Consider the following 24,186-nt stretch of genomic DNA (forward strand, 5'->3'; position numbering starts at 1 on the left):
TGTTTGAGGAATGAACGTGATTCCCGCTGAAGTCGTCACCCCTGCCGTCATGATCGATGCCGACATCCTTGACCGGAATATCCAGCGGATGGCTGCCGCCATGCTCAGCAGAGGACTCAACCTCCGCCCGCACGTGAAGACGCACAAGACGTTGGAAATCGCGCGCAAGCAGCTTGCGGCGGGCGCCATTGGAATCACGGTGGCGACTATCGGCGAGGCCGAAGTCTTCGCGGCGGATGGAGTCAAGGACATCTTCATCGCCTACCCGCTCTGGGTCGAAGCCTCCCACGCGGACCGTCTTCGGGCCCTGACGGCCGCATGCCGCCTTGCTGTCGGCGTCGATTCAGCGGAAAGCGCGACGGCGATGGGGCACCACCTCGGAGCCGATGCGGCGAGCGTGGAGGTGCTGATCGAAGTGGACAGCGGACACCATCGCAGCGGCGTGCTGCCTGACGAAGTGGTGGATGTTGCCAAGGCCGCGGCTGCAGCCGGACTGAGCGTTCAGGGCGTCTTCACGTTCCCCGGACACAGCTACAAGCCGGGCATGCCGACCGGCGCGGCAAGCAACGAGAATGAGGCGCTCGGCCTGGCCGCGACGGCCCTGACGTCCGCAGGTTTCGAGGTGACCACCATCAGCGGCGGTTCCACGCCCACTGCATTGATTGACGGTGAAACTGTGGCGACCGAGCTTCGTCCAGGCGTCTACGTTTTCGGCGACGCCCAGCAACTGGAACTCGAACGGTGTGCCTGGGAGGACATCTCCCTGACCGTGGCAGCAACTGTGGTCAGCCGCCACGAGGCAGCCGGCGGAAATGTGCGCCGGGTTGTGGTGGACGCGGGCAGCAAGGTCCTGGGCAGTGACCGTCCGGACTGGGCCACCGGATACGGCCGGCTCCCGGAGTACCCCGAAGCGAAGGTAACCGCACTGTCCGAGCACCACGCCACGGTCGTTTGGCCGGACTCGTCGGATCTTCCGGCTCTGGGTACGAGGCTCAGGGTGATTCCGAACCACGTGTGCCTGGCGATGAACCTCGTGGACGAGGTCACGGTGGTGCGCGATGGGTCCGTCGTGGAGACGTGGGCCGTGGCGGCGCGGGGGCGCAACAACTAGGCCGGAGGAAGGCCCACTCTTGCTGGCTGCCTGACTGTTTGTCACTGCAGATGTCATAGTTCTGCGGCGAATATTAATCTGGTAATTCCAATACTAGGATCCCTTTGGGCTCGGGCATTGCTCCGAGCCGGGGCGGCGAGGTACGCTGCCCGATTTTGAAATGGGGTCTCTCTTTAGTGTCCAACCACAAACCGCCGGGAACGAGTTCGTTCCGGCTGCCTAAGTCCACCATTATTGTGGGCATCCTCGCCTTAGTCTTCATTGTCAGCGCGGCGTTTTCATCCGGCTTTGGCGGAGTCATGGTCATGCTGGCTCTCTTCGGCCTTGGGACTGGACTGTATGTCTTGGTCACCGGCCGCCGTTCGTGGGCTCTGGTCCGGGGCGGCCGAAAGGCCGGCGCCATCGTTCTCGTATCCGCACTCGTCCTTATGTTCGTCGGTGCAGCGATCACTCCCGTCAAGTCGTCTGCATCACTCGAAGCTTCTCAAGGCCTTGAGGAGGCGCAGAAACTCGCCTCAACCAACGAAAGCCCATCGTCTACGCCCACTCCGTCTCCGACGCCACAGGACGCTGGGGCGCCCTTGGACCCTGACACGACAACTGCGGTCGCGGCTACAGCCACGTACACGCCACCCCGTTCCCAGCCGACTTACGCCACAAAAGCCCTCGACCTTCTGGCAACGCTTCCGGTCAAGGGAAGGGCGCCAAAGACAGGCTTTGACCGCAATCAGTTCGGTCAGGCATGGGCTGATGTGGATCGAAATGGTTGCGATACGCGTAACGACATCCTCAAACGCGACCTCACACAAGTCACGTTCACTAACAGTGTCCCCTGCAAGATCCAGTCAGGCGTACTGAGCGACCCCTACACGTCAAAGACGATCAGCTTCGTACGAGGATCGAGCACGAGCGCCGCCGTGCAGATCGACCATGTCGTGGCCCTCGGGGATGCCTGGCAAAAGGGTGCCCAGCAGCTCACCCCTGAACAGCGGACCGCCTTCGCTAACGACCCTATGAACCTCCAATCCACTGACGGTCCAACAAATGCCCAAAAGAGCGACGGCGATGCCGCGACATGGCTTCCCCCGAACAAACCGTTCCGGTGCGATTATGTAGCTCGTCAGATTTCGGTCAAGGCCACCTACAACCTGTGGGTCACCCAGGCCGAACACGACGCCATGGCCAAGGTGCTGGAGAACTGCACGAACCAGATTGCGCCCACCAACGAGAAAGCGCCACCAACCGCCACCCCTGCAACGACAGTGGTCGCTGAGTCGGAGCCCGCGAAGGCTGCCGTGCCGGTAACTGTGGAGCCCGCACCTGCTCAAGCCGCTGTTCCTGCCGCGCCCGCAGTGCCAGCCCCGGTTGTGCCAGCGCCTGCAGCCCCTGCTCCGGTTCCGGCCGCTCCTGCCCCGGCGCCGGCCCAGGTACCGGGTGGAGGTGCTACGGCTTTGTGCAACGACGGAACATTGTCGTTTTCAGCTACCCACCGGGGCACGTGTTCCCACCACGGTGGCGTAGCAGTCTGGTACAAGTAGGACCATAAGGCCCTGGGAGCGACGAGTCTTCCATCGGGTCGACAGGGGCCAGGCGGTGCTGTCGGGATGAAGCACCGCTTGGCTCGTCCAATTCAAAAGAAGCAGTAGAGTACGCTCTCGACCCAAGGCGTTGGGCCGGTTACAAGCGCAACGCAGAGAAGCTTTCGAGCAGCGTGTGGAACTCGCGGTTGTGGTAAACCAACGGGGCTGAGGCGCCGGGGTTAGCCCTGATGTCCAGGACCGTCGCGGCCAGAAGCACAGAGCCTCCCAGCGGTGCCCGGTGGATGATGTCGCAGCGCAGCGCCCACTGGGCTTCCCGGAGGAAGGGCTCGCCGGTAGGCAGCAACTCCCAGTCCATGTCCTGTGTGAAGCGCGGGGCTGCGGGGTCTGCGAAGGTGCGCGCCAGTTCCAACTGGCCGGCCCCCACAAGGTGCACCACGATCGACTGCGCGGCCGCGATAACCGACGCCGACCGGCCGCCGGTGACTGAGAACGCGAGCGTTGGCGGATCCACCGCGACGGATGCCACCGAAGACGCCGTGAGCCCTACCGCGCCCTCGGGACCGGAGGCAGTGACGATCGCGACTCCCGCCGGGTGCGCGCGGAACGCGGACCTGAAGAGCTCGCCGACGGCCGGGGACGGCAGGGGATTGTGGTGGGTCATCGCTATACCTTTGGTGGAACTTGCTCGGAATGACGCCGCTGGGCGCACAGTATCCGATGCTAGAACCTCAACAATAGTTGAGGTCAATTCGGTCCTATTCGACCCCCGCCTGAGACGGATTGGAAACGTGCCTGAAACTTCCACTCCCTACGCTGGTCACATCAGTCCCAGCTGTGCCCAGCCACAAGGAGATGCCGTGCACCTTTTGCCCCGTGAGCAGGAAAAACTCATGATCGTGGTGGCCGCCGACCTTGCACGGCGCCGACAAGGCCGAGGGCTCAAGCTGAACTACCCCGAAGCTGTGGCTGTCATCAGCTATGAGCTCATTGAGGGCGCCCGCGACGGCAAAACCGTGGCCGAACTCATGAGCTACGGAACCACCCTCCTCAGCCGGGACGACGTGATGGAAGGCGTGCCGGAGATGATCCATGACGTCCAGATCGAAGCCACCTTCCCTGACGGCACCAAGCTCGTCACCGTCCACAACCCCATCCGTTAGGAGCCCCCATGATCCCCGGTGAATACAGGCTCCAGCCAGGTTCCATCGCCTGCAACAGCGGCCGTGAGGCGATCGCCGTCGAGGTAGTAAACCGCGGCGACCGGCCCGTTCAGATCGGTTCGCACTACCACTTCGCCGAAGCAAACCGCGCCTTGGAATTCGACCGCGACGCCGCGTACGGCCGCCGCCTGGACATCCCGGCGGGCACCGCCGCGCGTTTCGAACCCGGGGACAGGAAAACGGTCCGGCTGATTGAACTCGCCGGGTCACGCGAAGTGTTCGGCCTCAGCAACGCAGTCAACGGAAAGCTCGACGGCGGCACTGACGTTGCCGGTGAACCCCGCCCGGGCGTCGCAGCGGAAAGGGACCACCAGTGAGCTTCGAGATTTCCCGCAAGCAATACTCCGAACTGTACGGACCCACCACCGGGGATGCCATCCGTCTGGCGGACACCGAACTGTTCCTTGAGATCGAGAAGGACTTCACGGTCCACGGCGAAGAAGTAGTGTTCGGCGGTGGAAAAGTAATCCGCGACGGCATGGGCCAAAACGGCCAACTGACCCGCGTTGAAGACATCCCGGACACCGTGATCACCAACGTGGTGGTCCTGGATTACACCGGGATCTACAAAGCCGACGTCGCGCTCAAAGACGGGCATATTTTCAAGATCGGCAAGGCCGGGAACCCGCAGATCACTGACGGCGTGGACATCGTGATCGGCGCCAGCACGGAGATCATCGCCGGCGAACGGAAGATCCTCACAGCCGGCGGCATCGACACCCACATCCACTTCATCTCCCCGGAACAGGTCCCTGCGGCCCTCTGCAACGGCATCACCACGATGGTCGGCGGCGGCACCGGCCCCGCCGAAGGAACCAAAGCCACCACCATCACCCCCGGAGCCTGGCACATCTCGCGGATGCTCCAGGCCGCCGAAGGGCTCCCCGTGAACATCGGCCTGTTCGGCAAAGGCCACGCGTCCGCCGTCGAGCCCCTCGCAGAGCAGATCCGAGCAGGTGCCGTAGGACTGAAAGTCCACGAGGACTGGGGCTCCACCACCTCATCCATTGACATGTCGCTGCGCGTCGCCGACGAATACGACATCCAGGTGGCCATCCACACCGACACCCTCAACGAGTGCGGCTTCGTCGAAGACACCATCCGGGCGATCGACGGCCGGGTCATCCACACCTTCCACACCGAAGGCGCAGGCGGCGGCCACGCCCCGGACATCATCAAAATCGCCGGGCTGCCCAACGTACTTCCCGCCTCCACCAACCCCACGCTGCCGTACACGCGCAACACCATCGAAGAGCACTTGGACATGCTCATGGTCTGCCACCACCTCAACCCGGACATTCCCGAAGACGTGGCCTTCGCCGACTCCCGGATCCGGGCCGAAACCATCGCCGCCGAAGACGTCCTGCACGACCTCGGCATCTTCGCCATCACGTCATCGGACTCCCAGGCCATGGGCCGGGTAGGCGAAGTAGTGACGCGCACCTGGCAGGTAGCCGACGCCATGAAACGGCAACGGGGAGTGCTGACGGATCCAACCGGGACCACCCACGGCTCCGTCGGCTCCGACAACTTCCGCCTCAAACGCTACGTCGCCAAATACACCATCAACGCGGCCATCGCCCAAGGAATGTCAGACGTGATCGGTTCCGTCGAAGAAGGCAAATTCGCGGACCTCGTCCTCTGGGACCCCGCGTTCTTCGGCGTGAAACCCGAACTCGTCATCAAAGGCGGCCAGATCGCCTACGCGCTGATGGGAGACTCCAACGCCTCCATCCCCACGCCCCAACCCCGTACCATGCGGCCCATGTTCGCCACCTACGGGAAGGCTCTCCAGCAAACGTCCATCACCTTCCTGTCCCAGGCAGCCATCGACGCCGGAGTGCCCGCCGAACTCGGCCTCGAACGCATCATCAAGCCCGTGTCCGGCATCCGCAACCTCACCAAAGCGGACCTGAAATACAACGGCGAAACCCCGGACATCGCCGTCGACCCCGAAACCTACAAGGTGACGGTCGACGGCGAAGAAGTCACCTCCCAGCCCTCCGACGTCCTGCCCATGGCGCAGCGCTACTTCCTCTTTTAGGAGCCCGATGATCATCGAACAAATCCTGGGCAACGTCCACGAACAGCCCGCAGGCAGCTACGCGGGCAGGCACACGGAAAAAGTCGTCCTCCCCAGCAGCCTCCTCGTCAAAAGGATCCAACGGGTCACCACCGACCACGGCAACGAACTCGGCATCCGTCTGCCCAGCGGCTCCGGCGACCTCCGCGACGGCGACATCCTGGCAGTCGACGACCACAACGTCATCGTCATCTCCGTGCTGCCAACGGACGTCCTGGTGATAGCGCCAAGGAGCATCCACGAAATGGGCGTGGTTGCGCACTCGCTCGGCAACCGGCATCTGCAGGCGCAATTCTTTGATGCCGCATCCGAATATGAAGCCGAAGTCATGGTGTGCCAGTACGACCACACCGTAGAGGACTATCTGAAGAGCGTCGGCGTCCCCTACGACAGGCAAGAGCGGGTCATGCCGGTGCCCTTCCGCCATGCTGAGCACTCGCACTAATCATTTGCCCGAAGCCGGTGGCGGCTGGGGCGCCGCCCCGGATTTTGGGCCGTGCCCGCTTCGCGATGCCCTCCACGCCGCGGCCCAAAAATCCGGCGCGGCTGGCTGTCGTCTCACCCTTGACGGCACTCGATGAGCGCGACGTATCAGCTGGCTCTTCAACAGTTGACCGACTCGGCTTTGCCGACGGGGGCGTTTGCTCATTCTTTGGGGTTTGAGAGCTATATCGATCGGGGGCTTGTGGGGGATGAGGTCACTTTCGGTACTTGGTTGAGCGCTTTTGTGGGGCAGCAGTTGGTTTATTCGGATGGGTTGGCTCTGCGTTTCCTTTATGAGGGGGTGGATGTGGGCCTGTTGGATTCTGTTCTTACCGGGCAGCTCTTGGCTCGGGAGGTTCGGGAGGCTTCTTTGAAGATGGGCGGACGGTTGCTTGAGATTGGCGGGGAGGTGTTTCCGTCAGGGGAGTTGGAGGCTTATCGGGGGCTCGTTCGTGAGGGCGGCGCCATGGGGCATCAGCCTTTGGCTTTTGGGGTTATTGCGCGGTCGCTCGGCGTTCCTTTTGAAGCGGCGCTTTCCGCTTATTTGTTTGCCACGGTTACTTCGTTGACGCAGAACGCCGTGCGCGCCATACCGCTCGGGCAGAACGCCGGTCAGCGGGTACTTCGCCAAGCACACGACGCCGTTGCTGCCGCCGGCCGGGATGTAGCACAGCTGTGCTGGGACGACTTTGGGGCAGTCAGCCCCGGACTGGAAATTTCACAAATGCGGCACGAACGGCAACGCGCCCGCATGTTCATGAGCTAGTTAGTGCAAAGGACAGAAGACATGACTGAACCCATCAAAATCGGAATCGGCGGACCCGTCGGAGCAGGCAAGACACAGCTCGTCGAACGCATCACCCGCCACATGAGCCGGGACATCTCCATGGCCGCCATCACCAACGACATCTACACCATCGAAGACGCCAAAATCCTCGCCGCCAACGGCATCCTCCCCGAGGACCGGATCATCGGCGTCGAAACAGGCGGTTGCCCTCACACCGCCATCCGCGAAGACACCTCCATGAACACTGCGGCCATCGAAGAACTCAAAGCCCGGCACCCGGAGCTCCAGGTCATCTTCGTCGAATCCGGCGGCGACAACCTCTCCGCCACCTTCAGCCCCGAACTCGTCGACTTCTCCATCTACATCATCGACGTCGCCCAAGGCGAAAAGATCCCGCGCAAAGCCGGCCAAGGCATGATCAAGTCCGACCTCTTCATCATCAACAAAACGGACCTGGCACCCCACGTCGGAGCAGACCTCTCCATCATGGAGCGCGACTCCAAGGAATTCCGTGGCAACAAACCGTTCTGCTTCACGAACCTCAAGACGGATGAAGGGCTCGAGGACGTCCTGAACTGGATCCGACGCGATGTCCTGATGCTCGACTTGGCCCAATGAACCGATGCGAGTTGGCGGTTAAGTCACCTTGGGCGGCGCCCGCGGATGAAGGGGGCCGTGCCCGCTCCGCGATGCCCGCCACGCCGCGGCCCCCTTCATCCGCGTTCGCGGATCGCCCCACCCGCATTGCCGCGGCAAAAGGCCAGTTCCTTATCCCCGGCTCCGCCGCCTCGGTGGTTACGACACCACGCGAGATACGCGTATGAACACGACGACGCAGGTCGATTTCGGCTCAGACGTTGTGGGGAACCTGGGGCCCCACGCTGGGTTGGCTTTCCCGGAGCGCCCTGTGCGGGGGCGGTTGGAGCTGGGCGTTAGTGTGCGGGGTGGGCGGTCCGTTGCTTCGCGGCAGTTTCATGAGGGCGCTTTGAGGGTGCTCAGGCCGCATTACTTGGATGGGTCCGGGCAGGTTTGCTACGTCATGGTCAATCCCGGCGGGGCGTATCTGGGGGCGGATGTGTTCGTCATTGACGTGGAGGTTGAGGCGGGGGCTGATCTGTTGTTGACCACGCAGTCGGCCACCAAGGTGTACCGGACTCCGGGGTCGTTCGCTGAGCAGCGGATGAGTATCAAACTGGGGGAAGGCGCGCGGCTGGAGTTGGTGCCCGATCAGTTGATCGCCTATCGAGAGGCGAGCTATCGGCAGAATTCGCGCATCAGTCTCCACCCGGCGTCGTGCCTTGTCATGGCTGAGGTGGTCACTCCGGGGTGGTCGCCGGACGGGGCATCCTTCAAGTTCGAAGAAGTGAGACTGCGGAACGAGATCCACGTCCGAACGGGGGAGCACCACGAACTGCTGGCCCTGGATAATCTCCTGATCCGGCCGCCCCTGGGGGATGTGACCGGGATGGGGTTCATGGAGGGTTTCAGCCACCTGGGATCGTTGGTGGTAGTAAATCCGCGGGTGAACCAGGAGCTTGCTGATGAACTGGCCCGAATTGCCCGAGATTTTGACGCGTATACCGGAGTTTCTTTGACCGCGACTATTGCCGGGACCACCGGGCTTGTGCTGCGATCGTTGTCGAACAGCACCGAGGAACTCAACACATTGCTGGGTGCTTGTACGGGCGTTCTGCGCGACCGGTGGTACGGACAGGCGCCCTTGAACCTGAGGAAGTACTGATGACTGCGCTGACCGAATTCGCCACCATGTACCGGGAGCGGGAAACGTTGTCCCTGCGGACCCGGCTGCTGTTCACTTTTGGTGCCGTGGCCGCTTTGCACGTTGCCGCCGTCGTGCTTTTGTTGTTTGGTTCCGCCGGTGGCGCCCAGCCGCTGGCGCTCGGGTTGGTGATTACCGCGTACGTGGCCGGCATCAAGCACAGCTACGACTGGGACCACATCGCCGCGATCGACAACTCCACCCGCAAATTCGTGGCGCAGCACAAGGACCCCGTGAGCGTGGGATTCGCGTTCAGCCTGGGGCACAGCTCCGTGGTGATCCTCGCGGGAGTGCTGGTAGTGGCCGGGGCGACGCTGATCGGCCAGTTCATGGAAGACGGCACCACGGGCAACAAGATCCTGGGCCTCATCGGCAGCGGTGTGTCCGGGTTGTTCCTGCTGACCATGGGACTGTTCAACGGCTCCGCATTTGTTCGCGCCACGCAGGCATACCGGAAAGTCCAGGCCGGCGGGGACGTGCGCCCAGAAGACCTGGAAGCAAAAGGCCTGGTGGCCCGGCTGCTCGCCAAGCCCTTGTCGAAGGTGGAGCGGCCGCGGAACATTTACGTGATCGGCTTCCTGTTCGGCTTGGGCTTCGACACCGCCACCACCATCGGGCTGCTGGTCCTCACGACGACGGCGTCACTCGCCGGAGTCTCGCCGCTGGCCTTGATGGCCCTCCCGCTCGCGTTCACAGCAGCCATGACCCTGTGCGATTCCGCCAACGGCGTGGCCATGATGAAGATGTACAAAACCGCCATCCGTAACCCGCAGCGCAAGCTCGGTTTCAACGCTGTCATCACGGGCATTTCGGCCGTCTCGGCGCTGTTCATCTCCGTGATCACGCTCGGCGGCTTCGTCGATTCCGCGTTCGGGTTGGAGGATCCCCTGACAACCTGGCTGGGGGAGATCGACCTCGGCGACGCAGGCCTGATCCTGGTGGGCCTGTTCGTGCTGGTGTGGGCCGTGTCCGCCTGGCGTGGCCGGAGCGTCACGGCCGGGTCCTAGGAAACCGCTACCGCGTTGAACAGCTCGGTGGTGTCCACGCCGAGATCCGGGGTGTCCAGCACGTTGGTCAGAAACACGACGCAGCGGTCCTGTTCGGGGAGCATCCACCACTCCGTCCCGGCCCACCCGGGATGGCCGTAGATTCCCTGTGCCAGCAGCTCAGACTCGTTGGCGGGCAGCTGGAATCCCAGCCCGGTGTGGCGGAGGGGCTTGGGCCGGGTGGTGATGTGGGAAACCTCAGTGGTCCGTGGACGGCGCATCGCAGCCAGCGTGGCGGGGTGAACGGCCTTCCCGGTCTGCCCCAGAAGCTCGGAACCCAGGTTGAGCAGGTCCGTTGCCGTACCGAACAGCCCCGCACCCGGATGCCTCTTCCGATACATGGCATCCACGTTCAAACCCGCGGCATCGGTGCCGTGGATTCTGTGCGGGTTGCAGTCGGTGCCGAACGTCAGGCCGCCGGCACCTGTGTCACCGGCCAGGGACAGGAGTTGCTCCTCGAACGGGCGTCCGTCAGCCCACTCGGTCATGGCCGCGGCGCCCTCGAAAGCGATATTGCAATACTGGACAAGGGAACCCGCATAGAAGGCCTGTTCGGCGGAGGTGAGGTCCTCGCGGAGGGGAGCGCCGCCGTCGAGCGCCGGATCAGCAATCCCGGAGCGGTGGCTGAGAAGGTGCTCCAGCGTTACGGTGTCCGTGCGGCCTGCGCCGAAGTCCGGGAGGACGTTACCCAGCGTGTTGCCCAGTGACAACTTCCCAAGCTCAACCTGCCGCATGACGGTCAGGGCAGTGACCGGCTTTGTCACCGAGAACAGCGCAAAGTGGTCCTCGGCTGTTGCCTGCCTGCCGCCGTCGGTCCCGAACGCCACAATGTCCTCGATGCCCTGGCTGGAGGCGATCCCCAGCACGGCAACGGGCACGCGCCCGAGCTCAACCTGTTTGCGGGCCCATTCTGCCGCGGGTCCTGTCTGCACCATTGCTGTGCCACGCTTTCGCTCGGGATTCGGTGTCTTGAATCTATCGTGATGGCGTTGAGAAGAAACCTACCGCCACGTGTAACCCCGGCGGCCTGGCCGGAAACTATACAAGTATCCTGCAGTTCAGGGCTCTACTTTTCAGGGGGAAATCGTGCTTTCCGAGCGCGAATTGGCGTTCATCGCCATTCACAAAGACAGCTATCCATCCGTCTTCAGGTTCGTGCGCCGACGCGTCGAGTCGGCGGAGATTGCTGAAGAGATCGCCGCCGACGTTTTTCGGGTCGTATGGCAAAAATGGTCGGATGATACCCGGCCGGAACTCGGATACTTGCTCGCCATAGCGCGCAACCTTGTGGGTAATGCCTACCGCAGCCGCGACCGGCAGCAGGCTCTGCAGGAAAAGCTGCGCACGACGGCGGTGGAGCGTTTCGGGGATGACTCCGGGAACGTCGCGGTACAGGATGCGATGGACCGCTTGCGGGTGCAGGACCGCGAAATTCTGCAGCTGGCCTACTGGGACGGACTGGGTACCACTGACATCGCCGGAGTGCTGCAGTGCAGTGAATCAGCAGCCAAGGTCCGTCTGCACCGGGCCCGGACCGCGTTCCGGAAACAGCTGCCCTCCGGCGCCGAAACGACTACACAAAAGATGGGGGTCTGAAGACAATGGATCCGATCAAGAACCAGATATCAGCGATTGACCCGCTTGCGGACGAGCGCACCGAGGTCAACTCTGAAGAAGCTTTGGCGCGCATGCTCACAGGCCCTCGGGTTTTCAGCGACAGCAACCCGGCAGCCGGAGTGGTGTCCCTTGAAGACCGCAAGCGCCGCAAAGCCCGGATCGCGGGCGGGTTGTTGCTTGGTGCTGCGGCTGTCACCGCGGGTGTCCTGGTTGCGGCCAACTTTGGCCCGCTCACAGTGGCTCCCGCGCCGGCAGTGACCGTCAGCCCGACTGAGCCGGCACCTACGCCGAGTGCTTCCGTTACCCCCACCCCTACTCCCACAGCCACACCCACGCCCTCGGCCACTCCCGAGGCGACTGTTCCGGTCACCACTCCGCCGGCGGCTCCGACTGTTCCGGCGGTTGCACCGACAACGGCTCCAACGCAGCCGCCTGCTCCCGTGGACACAGCGCAGACGTTCACTTTCCCGGATGGACACGTTTCCTTCACCTACCCCGTGGGCTGGACCGTTCGCCCGGAACAAGGTCCTTCCGACGGAGTCACCGTTTTGGACAGCACCGGCGCCGAGGTCGCTTTCATGAGCAGCGGTTTCTACGGCGACGGTACTGCCGGACTGGTGGACCGCACAGTTCTGGACCGTGCCGTGGTTCCCGGGGTAACGGATACAGCAGGAAACCAGGTGGAATTCGGTTTCTCCTTGAACTACTTCATGAACTTCGACTACAACTCCGGTAACGGTGGAATGCCCACGGCTACTGGGCGTTCCGACACTCCCCCGGCGTACGTCATGGACATCCGGCTGTCCTCTGAGCTTCAATCCGGGCAGGCTTCTTCCGGCACAAACCAGATCAAGATGCCCAACGGGTTCATGATGGCCTACGTGAAGTTTGACATCAACAAACGGCCCACCTTTGCCACCCCGGAAGCGGCCAAGGCCTGGATGAACACAACGCAGTACGCCCAGTTGAAGTCGATGCTTCTGAGCGTGAGCTACAAATAGCCCCATCCGGGGGATAGCAAACGTCGCTCTGGCAGCCCGGAGCGACGTTTGCTATCCCCTGAAGGGACCTTGACTGGCGCTGCCGTAATCTCAGGTACTTTGGCAGAAGGCCTTTATTCGCTAGGAGCATTTCTCATGACAGATATGGTTCGCCAGGCAACCGGCGCAGACCTCGGGGTTGCTGCCCGAGTACTTGGCCTTGCCTTTGAGACTTACCCTTGGACGAGATGGTCGATTCCTGACGTTGATTATGAACAGAGACTCGAACGGCTGCAGTACCTCTACCTGGGACATGCGCTTACCCATGGATTGGTCCTGGTGGATGAACAACTGCGCTCCGTCGCTGCATTCCTTCCTCCTGATGCGCCCGAGCCCGGTCCCGATATGCAGATCGAAGTTCTGGAACTGCTGGGTTCTCGAGCGACCGCGTTGATTGATCTGAGCTTGCCCCAGCCCAAGGGGCCGGCGTGGACCTTGGCCACCGTGGGCGTAGACCCGGCACATCAAGGCAAAGGGCTGGGTACGGCCGTGGCCTCGGAGGGTCTCACGCGAATAGATCGAGAGGCAGGTGCCGTGGTGCTTGAAACCTCGGACGAGCGTAACGTGCGCCTTTACGGACGCCTTGGTTTCGTTGTCACGGACACCACTGTGATTCCGGGTGGGCCCACTGTCCATTCAATGCGCCGGGCACCCCGCCCGGCAGTTGGCAGCCCGGAGCGACGTTTGCTGTCCCCTCCTTTGGGTTAGCGGACGGTGACCAGATGTCCGGCGGGGTCGTACCGGAAGGTGACCGGGCCGCCGTCGTGCTTCAAGGCGATGTTGCTGCCGTTCGGCGCGCCGCCGAGACCGTAGTTCTCAGCCCAGGAGCCATTGATGGCGGCCTTGAACTCGTAACTGCCGGCGGCCAGGTTGGGCACTGACAGCTTCCAGATCCCATCCGCCGGGTCCAGCTGCAGCTGCGCCTGGGCGCAGTCCGGCATCCAGTCGCCCGAGCAGCCAAGCTCGGAATTCAGGCTGCCGGGTACCGAAACGGCCGCCGGCTGCGGGCCCGCGGTGACCGCGCTGATCACGTTGGTGGAGTGGTCGTAAAGGAATGTGACGGCGCCGCCGGGGTGCCTGAACACGACGTTCGGGCCATTCAACTCGCCACCCGCGCCGTAGTTTTCGTCCCACGTGCCGTTGAGTGCGGCCTTGAATTCATACGTGCCCGCGGGCAGGTTGGGGACATTCAGCTGCCACAGTCGGTGCGTCGGCTCGTAGCTCATGAGCCCCTGCCCGCAGGCCGGCTGCCAGTCTTCGGTGCAACCCAGTTCGGTGTTGAGGCTGCCGGCCACCGTGACGGTCTCGGGCTGTGTCGGTTCTCCCACCACACCGCTGCGGGGCTCACTGGCGGACGTCTGCCCGCGGTTGTCCAGCACCACAGCGCGGTACTCCACGGACGTGCCGGACTCCAGCGACGAGACGTCGTGGAACACCTGGTACGGCGCGTTGTCGTCCGTGCCGATCGACGCCCAGTCGCCACCTGCAGTACGCGCCTGGAAGGTGACCTCATAGAACGAGTTACCGTCGACGTCGGCCGTCACCTTCTGGCGGGTGGCGTCCCCAGCCGCCGTGACCGGCTTCTTGAGTACGACGGCGGGTGCGGCCTTCGATTTGGCGAGTCGCCCCGCTGCTTCATAAACCACCGCGGAAAGCGGCGGGACGGTGACAGCCAGCTTCGCATCCTGACCGGACTTGGCGTTCTTGGCGGCCTCACCGTAAACCAGCTTGAACGGCTGTTTCGCTTCGTACGTTGGGATCGCCGCGGTCTGTGCGGTCTCGCTGTTGTTCACAGCCACGATGTATTCACGCTGTTCCTTGGCGTCGATGCGTGAGAAGGCGTAGATCCCGGCCCCATCAGCGGCGTAGCGGTCTTGCTGGGCACCGGTACGGAGCGTGGGGTGGTCCGCTGCGAGGGCCGCGAGCTCGCTGATCTTTTTGTACAGCGGGTGCCCGGTGTTGAAGTTGTCCGTGGCATGCGTGGCGTTGGTTCCCAAAAGGTCATCATCCAAATACTCCTGGACCTTGCTGGCGAACATGGTTTGCCTCGAGTCCTGGTCCCCGCCGGCGCCGGTAAAGCCCTGCTCATCGCCGTAATAGATCACCGGGTTGCCGCGCGAGAAGTACATCAGCTCATGGGCCAGCTCGTCGCGCTCCAACAGTTCCGCGTCGGATGCTCCCGGGTTGTCCTGGGCGATAAAGGTGCCGATGCGGCCCATGTCATGGTTACCCAGGAATGTGGGCAGTTGGTAGACGTTGGAATCGGCATCCGTGTACCAGTCATCACCGTTGAAGAAGTCTGCCAGGCCGGTGGCCTTGCTGCCTTGTGATGCGAAGCTGCGGGCTGCACCTTGGAAGCCGAAGTCCAGGACGGCTTGCATCTTGTTCTTGGTGGTGAACTTGGACGTGACGGTCTTGGAGGTATCGAAGACCTCCCCGAACATGAAGAACTCGTCCTTGCCCTGCTCCTTGGCATAGCTGAGCACTTGTGGGCCGAACTGCTGCCAAAACTCGTCATTGACGTGTTTCATGGTGTCAATGCGGAAGCCGTCCACTCCGAAGTCCCTGATCCACGTTTTGTAGACGTCCATCATCCCGTTGACCACCTTGGGGTTCTCGGTGAAAAGGTCATCCAGCCCGAAGAAGTCGCCGTACAGGGAGTCTTCGCCGGCAAAGTTGGTGTTGCCGCGGTTGTGGTAGAGCGTGGGGTCGTTCAGCCAGGAAGGAACCTTGACGTCCTTCTCAGCCGCGGGGACTACGGGCGTATAGGGGAACGACGTTGCCGCGTCCAGGGCAGGGAAGTCCTGCGTCCCGGCGTAATCGCGGTCATCGAAGACCTCGCCCGTGGCGGCGCGGTAGGGCTCGGTTTCCTTGGAAATGTACGGAGCTGAGGACGTCTCCTGGTACTGGATCACATCGGCCGTGTGGTTGGTGATGATGTCGAAGTACACCTTCATGCCGCGGGCGTGGGCGGCGTCTATGAGCGTCTTGAGCTCGGCGTTGGTGCCCAGGTGGGGGTCGATCTGGGTGAAGTCGGTGACCCAATACCCGTGATACCCGGCGGAGCTGTTCGCCGGCGTTCCGTCACCTTGTACGGCCTTGTTCTTGAAACTGGGAGTGAGCCAGAGGGCGTTGGTGCCCAAGCCCTGGATGTAGTCCAGCTGGTCCTGCAGGCCCTTCAGATCGCCCCCGTTGTAGAAGCCTTTGCGGGTGGGATCGAAGCCGGACACCATGGGATCGGAACCCAGGCCCCCGTCGTCATTGCCGGCGGTTCCGTTCTTGAAGCGGTCGGCCATGACGAAGTAGAAGTTCTGGTTGCTGACACCGCCCCGGATGGAGTGTTGGGCCGTGGGGTCAGGGTTCTTCGCGGAGACGCCGGGCGCGGCGCCTGCCGGGAGTACCGCAGATGCGGTGAGGACGGCCGTCGTCATGAGGACGACAGCCGCCCTTCTCTTGAAGGACGTGTTGTTGGGGGATCCGGAGCTGCGGAGTGACAAGTGAAGCCTTCCTCTAGCGACAGTGCTGTGGGACAAGTCACAACTGTAAGCGCTTGCGTGATGTTAATCCAGAGTGGGCGGCCGTTGATTCGTCGGATTAGTCCCCTGATTGCAGGAAATCTGGAAGCGTTTGCAGAATGGTCGGTCTGGATTGATGCTTCAGGCTGCTGTGCCTTTGCCCATCCATAATTCAGAATGTTGTGCGGCCGTCCATAACAAAGCGTCACTCGCTTGCATAGGGTTGAAGAGATCTGCTTCACAAAGTACCGCGAACTACCCAAGGATGAGTTTCAACGATGAAGAGCATCGCCCTCTTGCGCGAACGAGCCACCCGCGTCATGCCCACCGGTTCCCACTGCCCGGCATCGGGACTGTGGAGCCCGGACTGCGAGCCGGATGTCGTCCAGGTTTTTGCTGAAGGCCATGTGCTGCCGGCCCACAACGGCGTGGCCACGGTATGGCGGCGGCAGGCTGCCGCTGAAGTTTCGGCATGACCAGCTCCATCCTGAACAGGCCGGCCGGCTACCGCCACGTGCCTGCGGCCGAATGGGCCGAGCTCAGCGCCGGCGATCCCGTGTGGATTTACGACGTCGCTTGGGGTGCCGGCACGGGCCGCGTGGACGACGTGTCCAAACACCAGGAATTGCTCTGGGTAGTCCTCGAACCGACCGGGCGCAAACTCATTTGCGGCACGGACGACGTCGAGGTCTGGTCAGCCTGAAGACCCGCCGGGATGGCGCTTGATACCAATGTCTGAGCGGATCATAGGTACCAAGTGCTGTCCCGGTGTCAATTAGCCCGCGACGAGCAACATGCTGGGTGAACCAATCTCCGCACGCCCCACAGGGCCGTCCGGCAGCCCGGTTTCCGGGTCAAGCCTGAAACTGACGACGTCGTCCGAACCTTCGTTCGCTACATACAGCCAGCCTTCGCGAACCAGATGATGGCGGGGCCACTCGCCGCCGCACGGTACCTCTCCGCGCGGCTCAACCCCGGTGCCTTCGCCCGAGACCTCCAGGACGCAGATGCGGTTGGTACCCCGCACGCCCACATAGGCGAAGCGTCCATCCGGGGAGAGAGCGATCTCTGCACCGGCATCGCCGTCCTTGGCTCCCGTGGCGCTTGCCGGGACCACGGATGCGAGCTCGTAAGTGCCGTCCGGTTCCATCCGGACCGCTGCCACCTCCACCGAATACTCCGTGTCGACAAAGACCGTCCCGCTCCGGTGGCGCGCCATGTGGCGGGGACCCGAACCCATAGGCAGGACCACCTGGTGGTCGGGCTGCAGGCCTTCACCCGGCACGTACCTCCACACACGGACCAAGTCATGCCCCAAATCCGTGGTCATTACCCGGCCGTCAGGAAGCATCAAGCTCGAATGCGCGCGGCTTGGCCGCTCACCTCCGGGGGCTGCAGCAGAGTGGGGATCGACGGCGGCCGCCGCGCTCCTGCGCGAGGTGATGGCGCCGTCGTCGTCCAGTTGGTAGAGGATGACCTGACCGTCGCCCCAACAGGTGGCCACGATGAAGCGGCCCTGCGGATCCGCAGCGACGTGGCACGTGGCATCGCCCGCGGGCCAAGGATCGCCGAAAGCCTCCAACGCAGTGTCGCCACTCCGGCGATAAGCCCGCACCGTCTTGCCTTCCTCCGCTACGGCGTAAACCACGGGAAGCGTCGGGTGCAGCGCCAGGAAGGACGGCGAATTGGCTTCGACGGCCAAGCCAATGGCCGTCAGCCCACCTTCACTGTCCGCCGAGAGCGCCGTGATGCCCTTGCCGTGGCCGTTCCTGTCGGCCGTGTAGGAGCCAACCCAGAGCAATGATTCGTGCGTTGTCATCTCAATGCCCCTGCACGTCCGAGTCGACGCCGGCGTCTGGTCCGCCGTCGAGAGTCTGAAGCGTGGTGAGGTCGTCCTGGTCCAGCTCGAAGTCGAAAACGTCCAGGTTCTCTTTCATGCGCTGGGGGTTGGCGGTTTTGGGTATGGCAACCAGGCCCTGCTGGACGTGCCAGCGGAGCACAACCTGTCCCGGCGTCTTTCCATACTTTTCACCAACCGTCGCCAGGACCGGGGCATTCAAAAGGTCGCTGCTGGCACCCAGCGGGCTGTAGGACTCTGTGACGATTCCGTTGCGTTCGTTGAAGGCCCGGGCAGCCGACCTCGGGACGGAAGGACTCAGCTGGATCTGGTTCACGGCCGGAACCACGTCCGTTTCCCGGAACAGGCGGTCGAGGTGCGCCGGCTTGAAGTTGGAAACTCCGATGGAGCGCGCTTTCCCCGACGCTTGAAGTTCCTCAAAGGTTCTCCAGGTTGAGACGAACTCGTCGCGCCGGGGGAGCGGCCAGTGAATCAGCAGCAGGTCCACGTAGTCCAATCCCAGACGTTCCAGTGAACCCTCCAAGCCGGCAACAGCCCTCCCGGAACCCTGGTACTCGCCGTCGAGCTTGGTGGTGATGAACAGTTCCCCACGGTCCACCCCGGATGTGCGGATACCGTTGCCCACGCCCTTCTCGTTCCCGTACTTCACCGCGGTATCGATGTGCCGGTAGCCGTGGCTCACCGCCTCCACCACGGCATCGGCAACCTGGGCGTCATTCAAGGGCCAAGTGCCGAGGCCCAGTTGCGGGATCTTGTGGCCGTCGTTGAGTTCGATAAGCGGTGCACGTGTCATGGGCTGGGTCTCCTCCGGGTTTCTTCGTTTCTACGCTGGCCGCTTGCTGCTTGGCAACAGCTACCGACGCGACCAGTCATGGAGTTTGTCGCTCAGCTCCATGTAGTCCTCACTCACCACCTGCAGTTCCGGGTGGGCATCATGCCACGCCACGATCTCCCGGGCTCCGTCCGCAAACGGGATTGTTGCCCGGTATTCGGGAACGAGCGCCTTGATCTTGGAATTGTCGAACACCACCGAGTGCGAGCGGTCGCCCAGCAAGTTGGGACCGAGCTCCGCACTGTGAGCTGCAATGGTCTCCGAGGAAACGTGGAACAACTCCGGCTCCTCCGCGCCTGCAGCACGCGCGAACAAGCGGTAAATCTGGTTCCACGGCAGGAACTCATCCGAGGTGATCGTGTAGCTTTCGCCAACGGCCTGAGGCCTGCCCAGGAGACCAACGAAGGCCTTGGCAAAGTCCCGGCTGTGGGTCAATGTCCAGAGCGAGGTTCCGTCACCATGCACCATGACCGGCATCCCGGCGCGCATCCGGTGGATGTCAGTCCAGCCGCCCACCATGGCAATCTTCGTTCGGTCATAGGTGTGGGATGGGCGAACCACCGTCAAAGGGAAATCCTGATCGCGGTACGCCTCGAACAGCAGCTCTTCACAGGCAATCTTGTCCTGCGAGTACTTCCAGAACGGATTCTTCAACGGAGTGGATTCCCGGATGGGCAGCGTGGTTGGCGGCTTTTGGTACGCCGACGCCGAACTGATGAAGACGTACTGACCCGTCCTGCCACGGAACATCTCCAAGCCGGCCCGCGCCTGATCCGGCGTGAAGGAAATGAAGTCCGCAACGGCGTCGAACTCCCTTCCCTGAAGTACCTCACGCACAGCCTGCGGATCGCGGACGTCCGCGTGCAGCACCTCCGCCCCATCGGGGACCGGCCGACCGGCCGACCGTCCCCGGTTAAGGATGGTCAGCCGGTGGCCCAGCGCGACGGCGCGTTCAGCCGCCGACGCACTAATGACCCCGGTCCCGCCGATGAACAGGATGTTCCGCGGCGAGACCGTGTCCGCCGCCGCTCCGAGGCTGTCCGGAAGGAGGCTGCTCACCAGGCGTAGTCTTCGGGGGCGGGGCGGTGGCCCGGGAAGATGTCATCGAGGCGCTTGAGGGCGTCCTCGTTCAGGGAGACATCCAGCGCGCGGATGGCTGCGTCCAATTGCTCCTGCGTACGCGGCCCAACAATCGGTGCAGTCACGGCAGGCTGGTGGAGGAGCCATGCCAGCGCGACGTCTCCGGGTGCATGGCCGAGTTCGTCAGCGAAATCCTCGTACTGGCGGATCTGGTCCTCATGCTTCTTCAGGGTCTCAAGTGCCCGGCCCTCAGTGCGGCGGACGCCTTGCTCTTCCTTCTTCAGCACGCCACCCAGCAGCCCTCCCTGCAACGGCGACCACGGGATCAGGCCCAAGCCATACTGCTGCGCGGCCGGGATGACCTCAAGCTCCAATTCGCGCTTGAAAAGGTTGTAGATGGACTGCTCGCTCACCAAGCCGGTGTAGTTCCGGCGGCGCGCTGCTTCCTGCGCCTGGGCGATGTGCCAGCCGGCAAAGTTGCTGCTGCCCGAGTAGAGGATCTTGCCCTGCTGGACTGCAATCTCAATCGCCTGCCAGATCTCATCCCACGGCGTATCCCGGTCGATGTGGTGGAACTGGTAAATGTCGATGTAGTCCGTTTGCAGGCGCTTAAGGCTCGCATCAAGTGCGCGCCGTATGTTCAGCGCGGACAACTTGGACTCGTTGGGGCGGTCCGTCATGGTGCCGTACAGCTTGGTGGCCAGCACGGTCCTTTCGCGGCGCTCGCCGCCCTTGGCGAACCAGCGGCCGATGATTTCTTCGGTCCAGCCCCGGTGCTCCACGCCCCCGTAAACATTGGCGGTGTCGAAGAAGTTGATGCCGGAGTCCAACGCGGAGTCCATGATGGAATGCGCTGTTTCCTCGTCCGTCTGCGGGCCGAAGTTCATGGTTCCAAGGCAGAGGCGTGAAACTTTCAGGCCGGAACGGCCCAGGTGGGTGTACTGCATGTCTGTTGGGTCCTTTGTGCTTGGCTTGCGGTCTTAGAGCTGGGTGAAAGCGGCGACGGCGGGATCGGAACCGATCCGCGCGCCTGCTTCAAGAGCGGTGATGGCGGCCAGTTCGGATTCAGTGAGGCTCAAATCCGCCGCACCGAAGTTCTCCCGCATACGGGACGAGTCTGCGGACTTTGGGATCACGATGGTTCCCTGCGCGAGGTGCCAGGCGAGGATCACCTGTGCAGGGGTAGTGCCGTGTGCTGCCGCGACAAGGGCCACCTGCTCGGCGTTCAGGTCTTTTCCCTGTCCCAACGGGCTGTATGCCTCAACGGCAATGCCAAGGTCACGGCACTTGTTGGCCAGTTCTGCCTGCTGGAACGTGGGGTGGAGCTCGATCTGGTTCACGGCGGGCACTACCTCGGCTTCCCGGAGCAGCGTGTCCACATGATCGGCCAGGAAGTTGGAAATGCCGATGGCCCGGATCTGCTTGTCCTGGTACAGCTTCTCCATTTCCTTCCAGGCCTTGGTGAAGAGGCCCTGTGACGGGACCGGCCAGTGGATCAGGTAGAGGTCAACGACTTCCAGGCCCAAGGCGTCCCTGCTTCGCTGGAAGGCGTCATAGGCTTCGCCTTGTTCGCCGTTGCGGAGCTTGGTGGTGATGAAGAGTTCTTCGCGGGGAATGCCCGAGGCTTTGATTGCGGCGCCGACTCCTGCCTCGTTCCGGTAGGCGGCAGCGGTATCGATGTGGCGGTAGCCGGTTTCCAGGGCATCTTCCACCACCTTCTGCGTTTCGTCGGCAGGCACTTGGAAAACACCAAAACCCAGCTGGGGGATGGTGACGCCGTTGTTCAGTGTCAGCTCTGGCATGACGGTCTCCTTCGACGGGATGGTTATGGCCGTGGCGCTCCGGTTTCTGGCTAAGGCCGTAAGTCGGTTTCCAGAAAGCGTTTTCGGAGGCTCAGTACTGAGCCTATGCAGTTTTGGCGGCAGAGTCAGCAATACAGCCTGATCCTGTTTTTCCTAGGTCTGGTAGTCCTACCCATAACGGTGGCCTTTCACACACCCCGGACGGCAGAATGGACCAATGGGTCAAAGCGCCGAGTTCGGTAAGTTCCTCAAAATCATGCGTGCCCGTCTCCAGCCGGAGGACGCCGGCGCGCAGGAATCCAGCGGTTCCCGCAGGGTACCCGGGCTTCGCCGCGAAGAGGTGGCGCGGCTCTCCGGAGTGAGCACGGACTATTACACCCGCCTTGAACAGGGCCGCAATATCCACCCGTCCAGGGCGGTCCTCGACGCAGTTGCCCGTGCGTTGCGGCTGGATGCGGGGGAGCAGGCACACATGATGGATCTGCTGGAGCATTGCGCCAGCTCCGCAGGCAGCCCCGGCCCCGTCCAAAAGGTACGTCCGGCTCTCCAACAGTTGCTCGATGCAGTGGGTGACGTCCCGGCCATGGTCCTTGGCAGGCGTGCAGATGTCCTGGCAGGCAACCGGATGGCACACCTTTTGTTCACGGATTTCAGCCTGCTGCCGGCCGCTGAGCGCAACCTCACCCGTTGGCTCATCCTGGACCCTGCGGCCGGTTCTTTGTTCCGCGACTGGAAGACCGTTGCCGCTGAAGCCGTCGGTGCCTTGCGCATGGACGTGGGCCGGCACCCGAATGACCCCGAAACAAACCAGCTCGTGGGCGAACTGGCCGTCCACAGCGAACACTTTCGTCAGTGGTGGGCCGGGCACAGGGTCGCCACCCGCGCCGCAGGGACCGTCAGGTTGCACCACCCAGTGGTGGGGGACCTGGAACTGAACTTTGAGACGCTGAGTCTCCCGGACGACCCCGACCAGCTGCTGAGGATCTATTCCGCCAAAGCCGGGTCGCCGTCGTCGGACGCTTTGACACTGCTGAACTTTGGAGACGTGGGCACCCATGCCGAGGCCGCCGTGCCCGAACCCGCCCCTGCCCGCCGGGATGACAGTTGATGCCAATGTTTCCAAAAACATTGGCATCGACTGTCAGCTCGCGGTGAGGTCGGTCAGCGCTCCAGGCGGAAACCGAGCTTAATAGTGACCTGCCAGTCGGCAACCGCGCCGTCCTCGAGGTGACCGCGGATTTCCTTGACCTCAAACCAATCGAGGTTCCGCAACGTTTGGGACGCTGTCGCGATGCCGTTCTTGATGGCGTCGTCCACGCCCTCGGTGGAAGTTCCTACAATTTCGGAAACGCTATACGTGTGGCCAGCCATGGTGCTCCTCATCAACGTCATACGAATCTTTGGAAAAGAAATCAGACCCGCAGGGCGGGCTGTCCATGCAGACTAGCCCACGGATCCCTGTGCGGCCAGAGGTCCCGCAGCTTAGCTTTCACGCCAGTCGTTGCTGGTGATGTGCGAGCCGGCCTGGGGTCCCATTTGCAGCATTCCGCCGTCTACCGCCCACGACGCGCCGTTGACGTAGCTTGACGCCGGGGAGGCAAGGAAAGCGATGACGGCGGCGATTTCGCGTGCGTCTCCGGGGCGTCCCAGAGGCACTCCGGGCCGCTCCTTCTGGGTGGGATCCTCGTCCTCCTGGCCCGTCATGGGGGTCGCGATTTCGCCGGGCGCCACGTTGTTGGCGGTAATCCCGTGCTCGGCGAGTTCCAGCGCCATGGTTTTAATGAGCCCACCCAGGCCGTGCTTGGAGGCGTCGTAGGCCGAGGCCCCAACGCGGGGCTGGAATTCGTGGACGCTGGTGACGGCGATGATGCGCCCCCCTCGGCCCGCCTTCACCATGCGCTTGGCCGCCGTCTGCATGGCCACGAAGGCCCCATTGAGGTTGGTGTCCAGCGTGGTCATCCAGGTTTCGTAGTCGAGATCCAGGAACTTGGTGCCGTCGCCGGTTCCGGAGTTGTTCACGAAGACATCCACGCCCCCGAGTTCCTTGGCAAGGGTGTCCACGGCGGCCGCCGTTCCGCGGGCATCGGTGGTGTCCAGTTGGTGGACCACCGCCTTGCGTCCCAGGCGGCGGACCTCCTCGGCGGTTTCCTCGGCACCCTGCTGGTCCGAGTGCCAGGTGATTCCCACGTCCATGCCGGCTTTTGCCAGCGCCACCGCCGTGGCCCGCCCGATCCCTGAATCCGAGCCTGTGACGATGGCGGTCTGTGGGGCGAATGATGCGTCGCTCATGGTCCTGCCTTTCAGTGAAGTGGTGGTGCCGATGATTTATCCCTACCCCCTGGCGCATGCAGTAAACACTCCCGGCACAAAAGGGTCACCCCGGTGTGCAGC

General features: G+C 62.9%; 26 protein-coding genes. 16 read left to right on the forward strand and 10 right to left on the reverse strand.

Annotated features, from left to right (window positions below):
- The first annotated feature begins 10 nt into the window (after positions 1 to 10).
- Positions 11 to 1,111, forward strand: a complete 1,101-nt coding sequence (locus HMI60_RS05150) for a D-TA family PLP-dependent enzyme (protein ID WP_193590674.1) — start codon at positions 11 to 13, stop codon at positions 1,109 to 1,111.
- A gap of 176 nt (positions 1,112 to 1,287) precedes the next feature.
- Positions 1,288 to 2,649, forward strand: coding sequence for a DUF1524 domain-containing protein (locus HMI60_RS05155; RefSeq protein ID WP_227453654.1), 1,362 nt, complete (start codon positions 1,288 to 1,290; stop codon positions 2,647 to 2,649).
- 139 nt (positions 2,650 to 2,788) lie between these two features.
- On the opposite strand, the gene HMI60_RS05160 is transcribed toward HMI60_RS05155, so the two are convergent.
- On the reverse strand, positions 2,789 to 3,313 hold the full coding sequence (locus tag HMI60_RS05160) for a flavin reductase family protein (protein ID WP_193590675.1): 525 nt from the start codon (positions 3,311 to 3,313) through the stop codon (positions 2,789 to 2,791).
- Positions 3,314 to 3,509: 196 nt separating this feature from the next.
- Here HMI60_RS05160 and HMI60_RS05165 point away from each other — a divergent pair, with 196 nt between their 5' ends.
- From HMI60_RS05165 to HMI60_RS05200, 8 genes are all read left to right on the forward strand, one after another.
- Positions 3,510 to 3,812, forward strand: coding sequence for an urease subunit gamma (locus tag HMI60_RS05165; protein WP_018780224.1), 303 nt, complete (start codon positions 3,510 to 3,512; stop codon positions 3,810 to 3,812).
- Between the two features lie 8 nt (positions 3,813 to 3,820).
- Positions 3,821 to 4,189, forward strand: coding sequence for an urease subunit beta (locus HMI60_RS05170; RefSeq protein ID WP_018780223.1), 369 nt, complete (start codon positions 3,821 to 3,823; stop codon positions 4,187 to 4,189).
- Complete coding sequence (gene ureC, locus HMI60_RS05175; RefSeq protein ID WP_193590676.1) at positions 4,186 to 5,916, forward strand: urease subunit alpha; 1,731 nt, start codon at positions 4,186 to 4,188, stop codon at positions 5,914 to 5,916. Before HMI60_RS05170 ends, ureC begins: the two co-directional genes overlap by 4 nt.
- A gap of 7 nt (positions 5,917 to 5,923) precedes the next feature.
- Positions 5,924 to 6,400, forward strand: coding sequence for an urease accessory protein UreE (gene ureE / locus HMI60_RS05180; protein ID WP_193590677.1), 477 nt, complete (start codon positions 5,924 to 5,926; stop codon positions 6,398 to 6,400).
- A gap of 132 nt (positions 6,401 to 6,532) precedes the next feature.
- Positions 6,533 to 7,204 carry an urease accessory protein UreF gene (locus tag HMI60_RS05185; protein ID WP_018780220.1) on the forward strand — a complete coding sequence of 224 codons (672 nt, stop codon included), beginning with the start codon at positions 6,533 to 6,535 and terminating at the stop codon, positions 7,202 to 7,204.
- 21 nt (positions 7,205 to 7,225) lie between these two features.
- Positions 7,226 to 7,843 carry an urease accessory protein UreG gene (gene ureG / locus HMI60_RS05190; RefSeq protein ID WP_064723471.1) on the forward strand — a complete coding sequence of 206 codons (618 nt, stop codon included), beginning with the start codon at positions 7,226 to 7,228 and terminating at the stop codon, positions 7,841 to 7,843.
- Positions 7,844 to 8,045: 202 nt separating this feature from the next.
- Positions 8,046 to 8,966, forward strand: coding sequence for an urease accessory protein UreD (locus tag HMI60_RS05195; protein ID WP_193590678.1), 921 nt, complete (start codon positions 8,046 to 8,048; stop codon positions 8,964 to 8,966).
- Positions 8,966 to 10,012 carry a HoxN/HupN/NixA family nickel/cobalt transporter gene (locus tag HMI60_RS05200; RefSeq protein ID WP_193590679.1) on the forward strand — a complete coding sequence of 349 codons (1,047 nt, stop codon included), beginning with the start codon at positions 8,966 to 8,968 and terminating at the stop codon, positions 10,010 to 10,012. The genes HMI60_RS05195 and HMI60_RS05200 overlap by 1 nt, the downstream gene beginning before the upstream one ends.
- Here the strand turns inward: HMI60_RS05200 and HMI60_RS05205 are convergent.
- Entirely contained in the window at positions 10,009 to 10,986 is a 978-nt protein-coding gene (locus HMI60_RS05205; RefSeq protein ID WP_193590680.1) for a serine hydrolase, read from the reverse strand. The two genes, HMI60_RS05200 and HMI60_RS05205, sit on opposite strands and share 4 nt — an antisense overlap.
- A 151-nt stretch (positions 10,987 to 11,137) precedes the next feature.
- On the opposite strand from HMI60_RS05205, the gene HMI60_RS05210 reads away from it, so the two are divergent.
- The 3 genes from HMI60_RS05210 to HMI60_RS05220 all read left to right on the forward strand — a co-directional run bounded on the left by HMI60_RS05210 (position 11,138) and on the right by HMI60_RS05220 (position 13,416).
- Positions 11,138 to 11,647: an RNA polymerase sigma factor gene (locus HMI60_RS05210; protein ID WP_193590681.1), complete on the forward strand. Its 510-nt coding sequence runs from the start codon at positions 11,138 to 11,140 to the stop codon at positions 11,645 to 11,647.
- Positions 11,648 to 11,652: 5 nt separating this feature from the next.
- Positions 11,653 to 12,669, forward strand: coding sequence for a hypothetical protein (locus tag HMI60_RS05215; protein ID WP_018780214.1), 1,017 nt, complete (start codon positions 11,653 to 11,655; stop codon positions 12,667 to 12,669).
- Positions 12,670 to 12,804: 135 nt separating this feature from the next.
- On the forward strand, positions 12,805 to 13,416 hold the full coding sequence (locus tag HMI60_RS05220) for a GNAT family N-acetyltransferase (protein WP_193590682.1): 612 nt from the start codon (positions 12,805 to 12,807) through the stop codon (positions 13,414 to 13,416).
- Here the strand turns inward: HMI60_RS05220 and HMI60_RS05225 are convergent.
- Positions 13,413 to 16,139, reverse strand: coding sequence for an alpha-amylase family glycosyl hydrolase (locus tag HMI60_RS05225; RefSeq protein ID WP_227453707.1), 2,727 nt, complete (start codon positions 16,137 to 16,139; stop codon positions 13,413 to 13,415). The genes HMI60_RS05220 and HMI60_RS05225 overlap by 4 nt on opposite strands.
- 362 nt (positions 16,140 to 16,501) lie before the next feature.
- Here HMI60_RS05225 and HMI60_RS05230 point away from each other — a divergent pair, with 362 nt between their 5' ends.
- Together HMI60_RS05230 and HMI60_RS05235 are read left to right on the forward strand one after the other, a co-directional pair.
- Complete coding sequence (locus tag HMI60_RS05230; protein WP_064723466.1) at positions 16,502 to 16,699, forward strand: hypothetical protein; 198 nt, start codon at positions 16,502 to 16,504, stop codon at positions 16,697 to 16,699.
- Positions 16,696 to 16,926 (forward strand): hypothetical protein, encoded by a 231-nt coding sequence (locus HMI60_RS05235; protein ID WP_018780210.1) that lies wholly within the window; start codon positions 16,696 to 16,698, stop codon positions 16,924 to 16,926. Before HMI60_RS05230 ends, HMI60_RS05235 begins: the two co-directional genes overlap by 4 nt.
- A gap of 72 nt (positions 16,927 to 16,998) precedes the next feature.
- On the opposite strand, the gene HMI60_RS05240 is transcribed toward HMI60_RS05235, so the two are convergent.
- The 5 genes from HMI60_RS05240 to HMI60_RS05260 are packed head-to-tail and all read right to left on the reverse strand — an operon-like array spanning position 16,999 to position 21,795.
- Positions 16,999 to 18,042, reverse strand: a complete 1,044-nt coding sequence (locus HMI60_RS05240; protein ID WP_193590684.1) for a beta-propeller fold lactonase family protein — start codon at positions 18,040 to 18,042, stop codon at positions 16,999 to 17,001.
- Position 18,043: 1 nt separating this feature from the next.
- Positions 18,044 to 18,874, reverse strand: a complete 831-nt coding sequence (locus tag HMI60_RS05245) for an aldo/keto reductase (RefSeq protein WP_018780208.1) — start codon at positions 18,872 to 18,874, stop codon at positions 18,044 to 18,046.
- Positions 18,875 to 18,934: 60 nt separating this feature from the next.
- Positions 18,935 to 19,972, reverse strand: a complete 1,038-nt coding sequence (locus HMI60_RS05250) for an NAD-dependent epimerase/dehydratase family protein (protein ID WP_193590685.1) — start codon at positions 19,970 to 19,972, stop codon at positions 18,935 to 18,937.
- Positions 19,969 to 20,940, reverse strand: coding sequence for an aldo/keto reductase (locus HMI60_RS05255; protein ID WP_193590686.1), 972 nt, complete (start codon positions 20,938 to 20,940; stop codon positions 19,969 to 19,971). Before HMI60_RS05255 ends, HMI60_RS05250 begins: the two co-directional genes overlap by 4 nt.
- Before the next feature lie 33 nt (positions 20,941 to 20,973).
- Entirely contained in the window at positions 20,974 to 21,795 is an 822-nt protein-coding gene (locus tag HMI60_RS05260) for an aldo/keto reductase (RefSeq protein ID WP_018780205.1), read from the reverse strand.
- Between the two features lie 217 nt (positions 21,796 to 22,012).
- On the opposite strand from HMI60_RS05260, the gene HMI60_RS05265 reads away from it, so the two are divergent.
- Positions 22,013 to 22,903: a helix-turn-helix transcriptional regulator gene (locus HMI60_RS05265; protein ID WP_039239255.1), complete on the forward strand. Its 891-nt coding sequence runs from the start codon at positions 22,013 to 22,015 to the stop codon at positions 22,901 to 22,903.
- Between the two features lie 53 nt (positions 22,904 to 22,956).
- Here the strand turns inward: HMI60_RS05265 and HMI60_RS05270 are convergent, their stop codons facing one another.
- Positions 22,957 to 23,166 carry a dodecin gene (locus HMI60_RS05270; protein WP_011773002.1) on the reverse strand — a complete coding sequence of 70 codons (210 nt, stop codon included), beginning with the start codon at positions 23,164 to 23,166 and terminating at the stop codon, positions 22,957 to 22,959.
- A 111-nt stretch (positions 23,167 to 23,277) separates the two neighbouring features.
- Positions 23,278 to 24,084: an SDR family oxidoreductase gene (locus HMI60_RS05275; protein ID WP_193590687.1), complete on the reverse strand. Its 807-nt coding sequence runs from the start codon at positions 24,082 to 24,084 to the stop codon at positions 23,278 to 23,280.
- Positions 24,085 to 24,186: the final 102 nt, after the last annotated feature.

It is taken from the genome of Paenarthrobacter sp. YJN-D (assembly GCF_015040335.1).
GTDB classification, from domain to species: Bacteria; Actinomycetota; Actinomycetes; order Actinomycetales; family Micrococcaceae; genus Arthrobacter; species Arthrobacter nicotinovorans.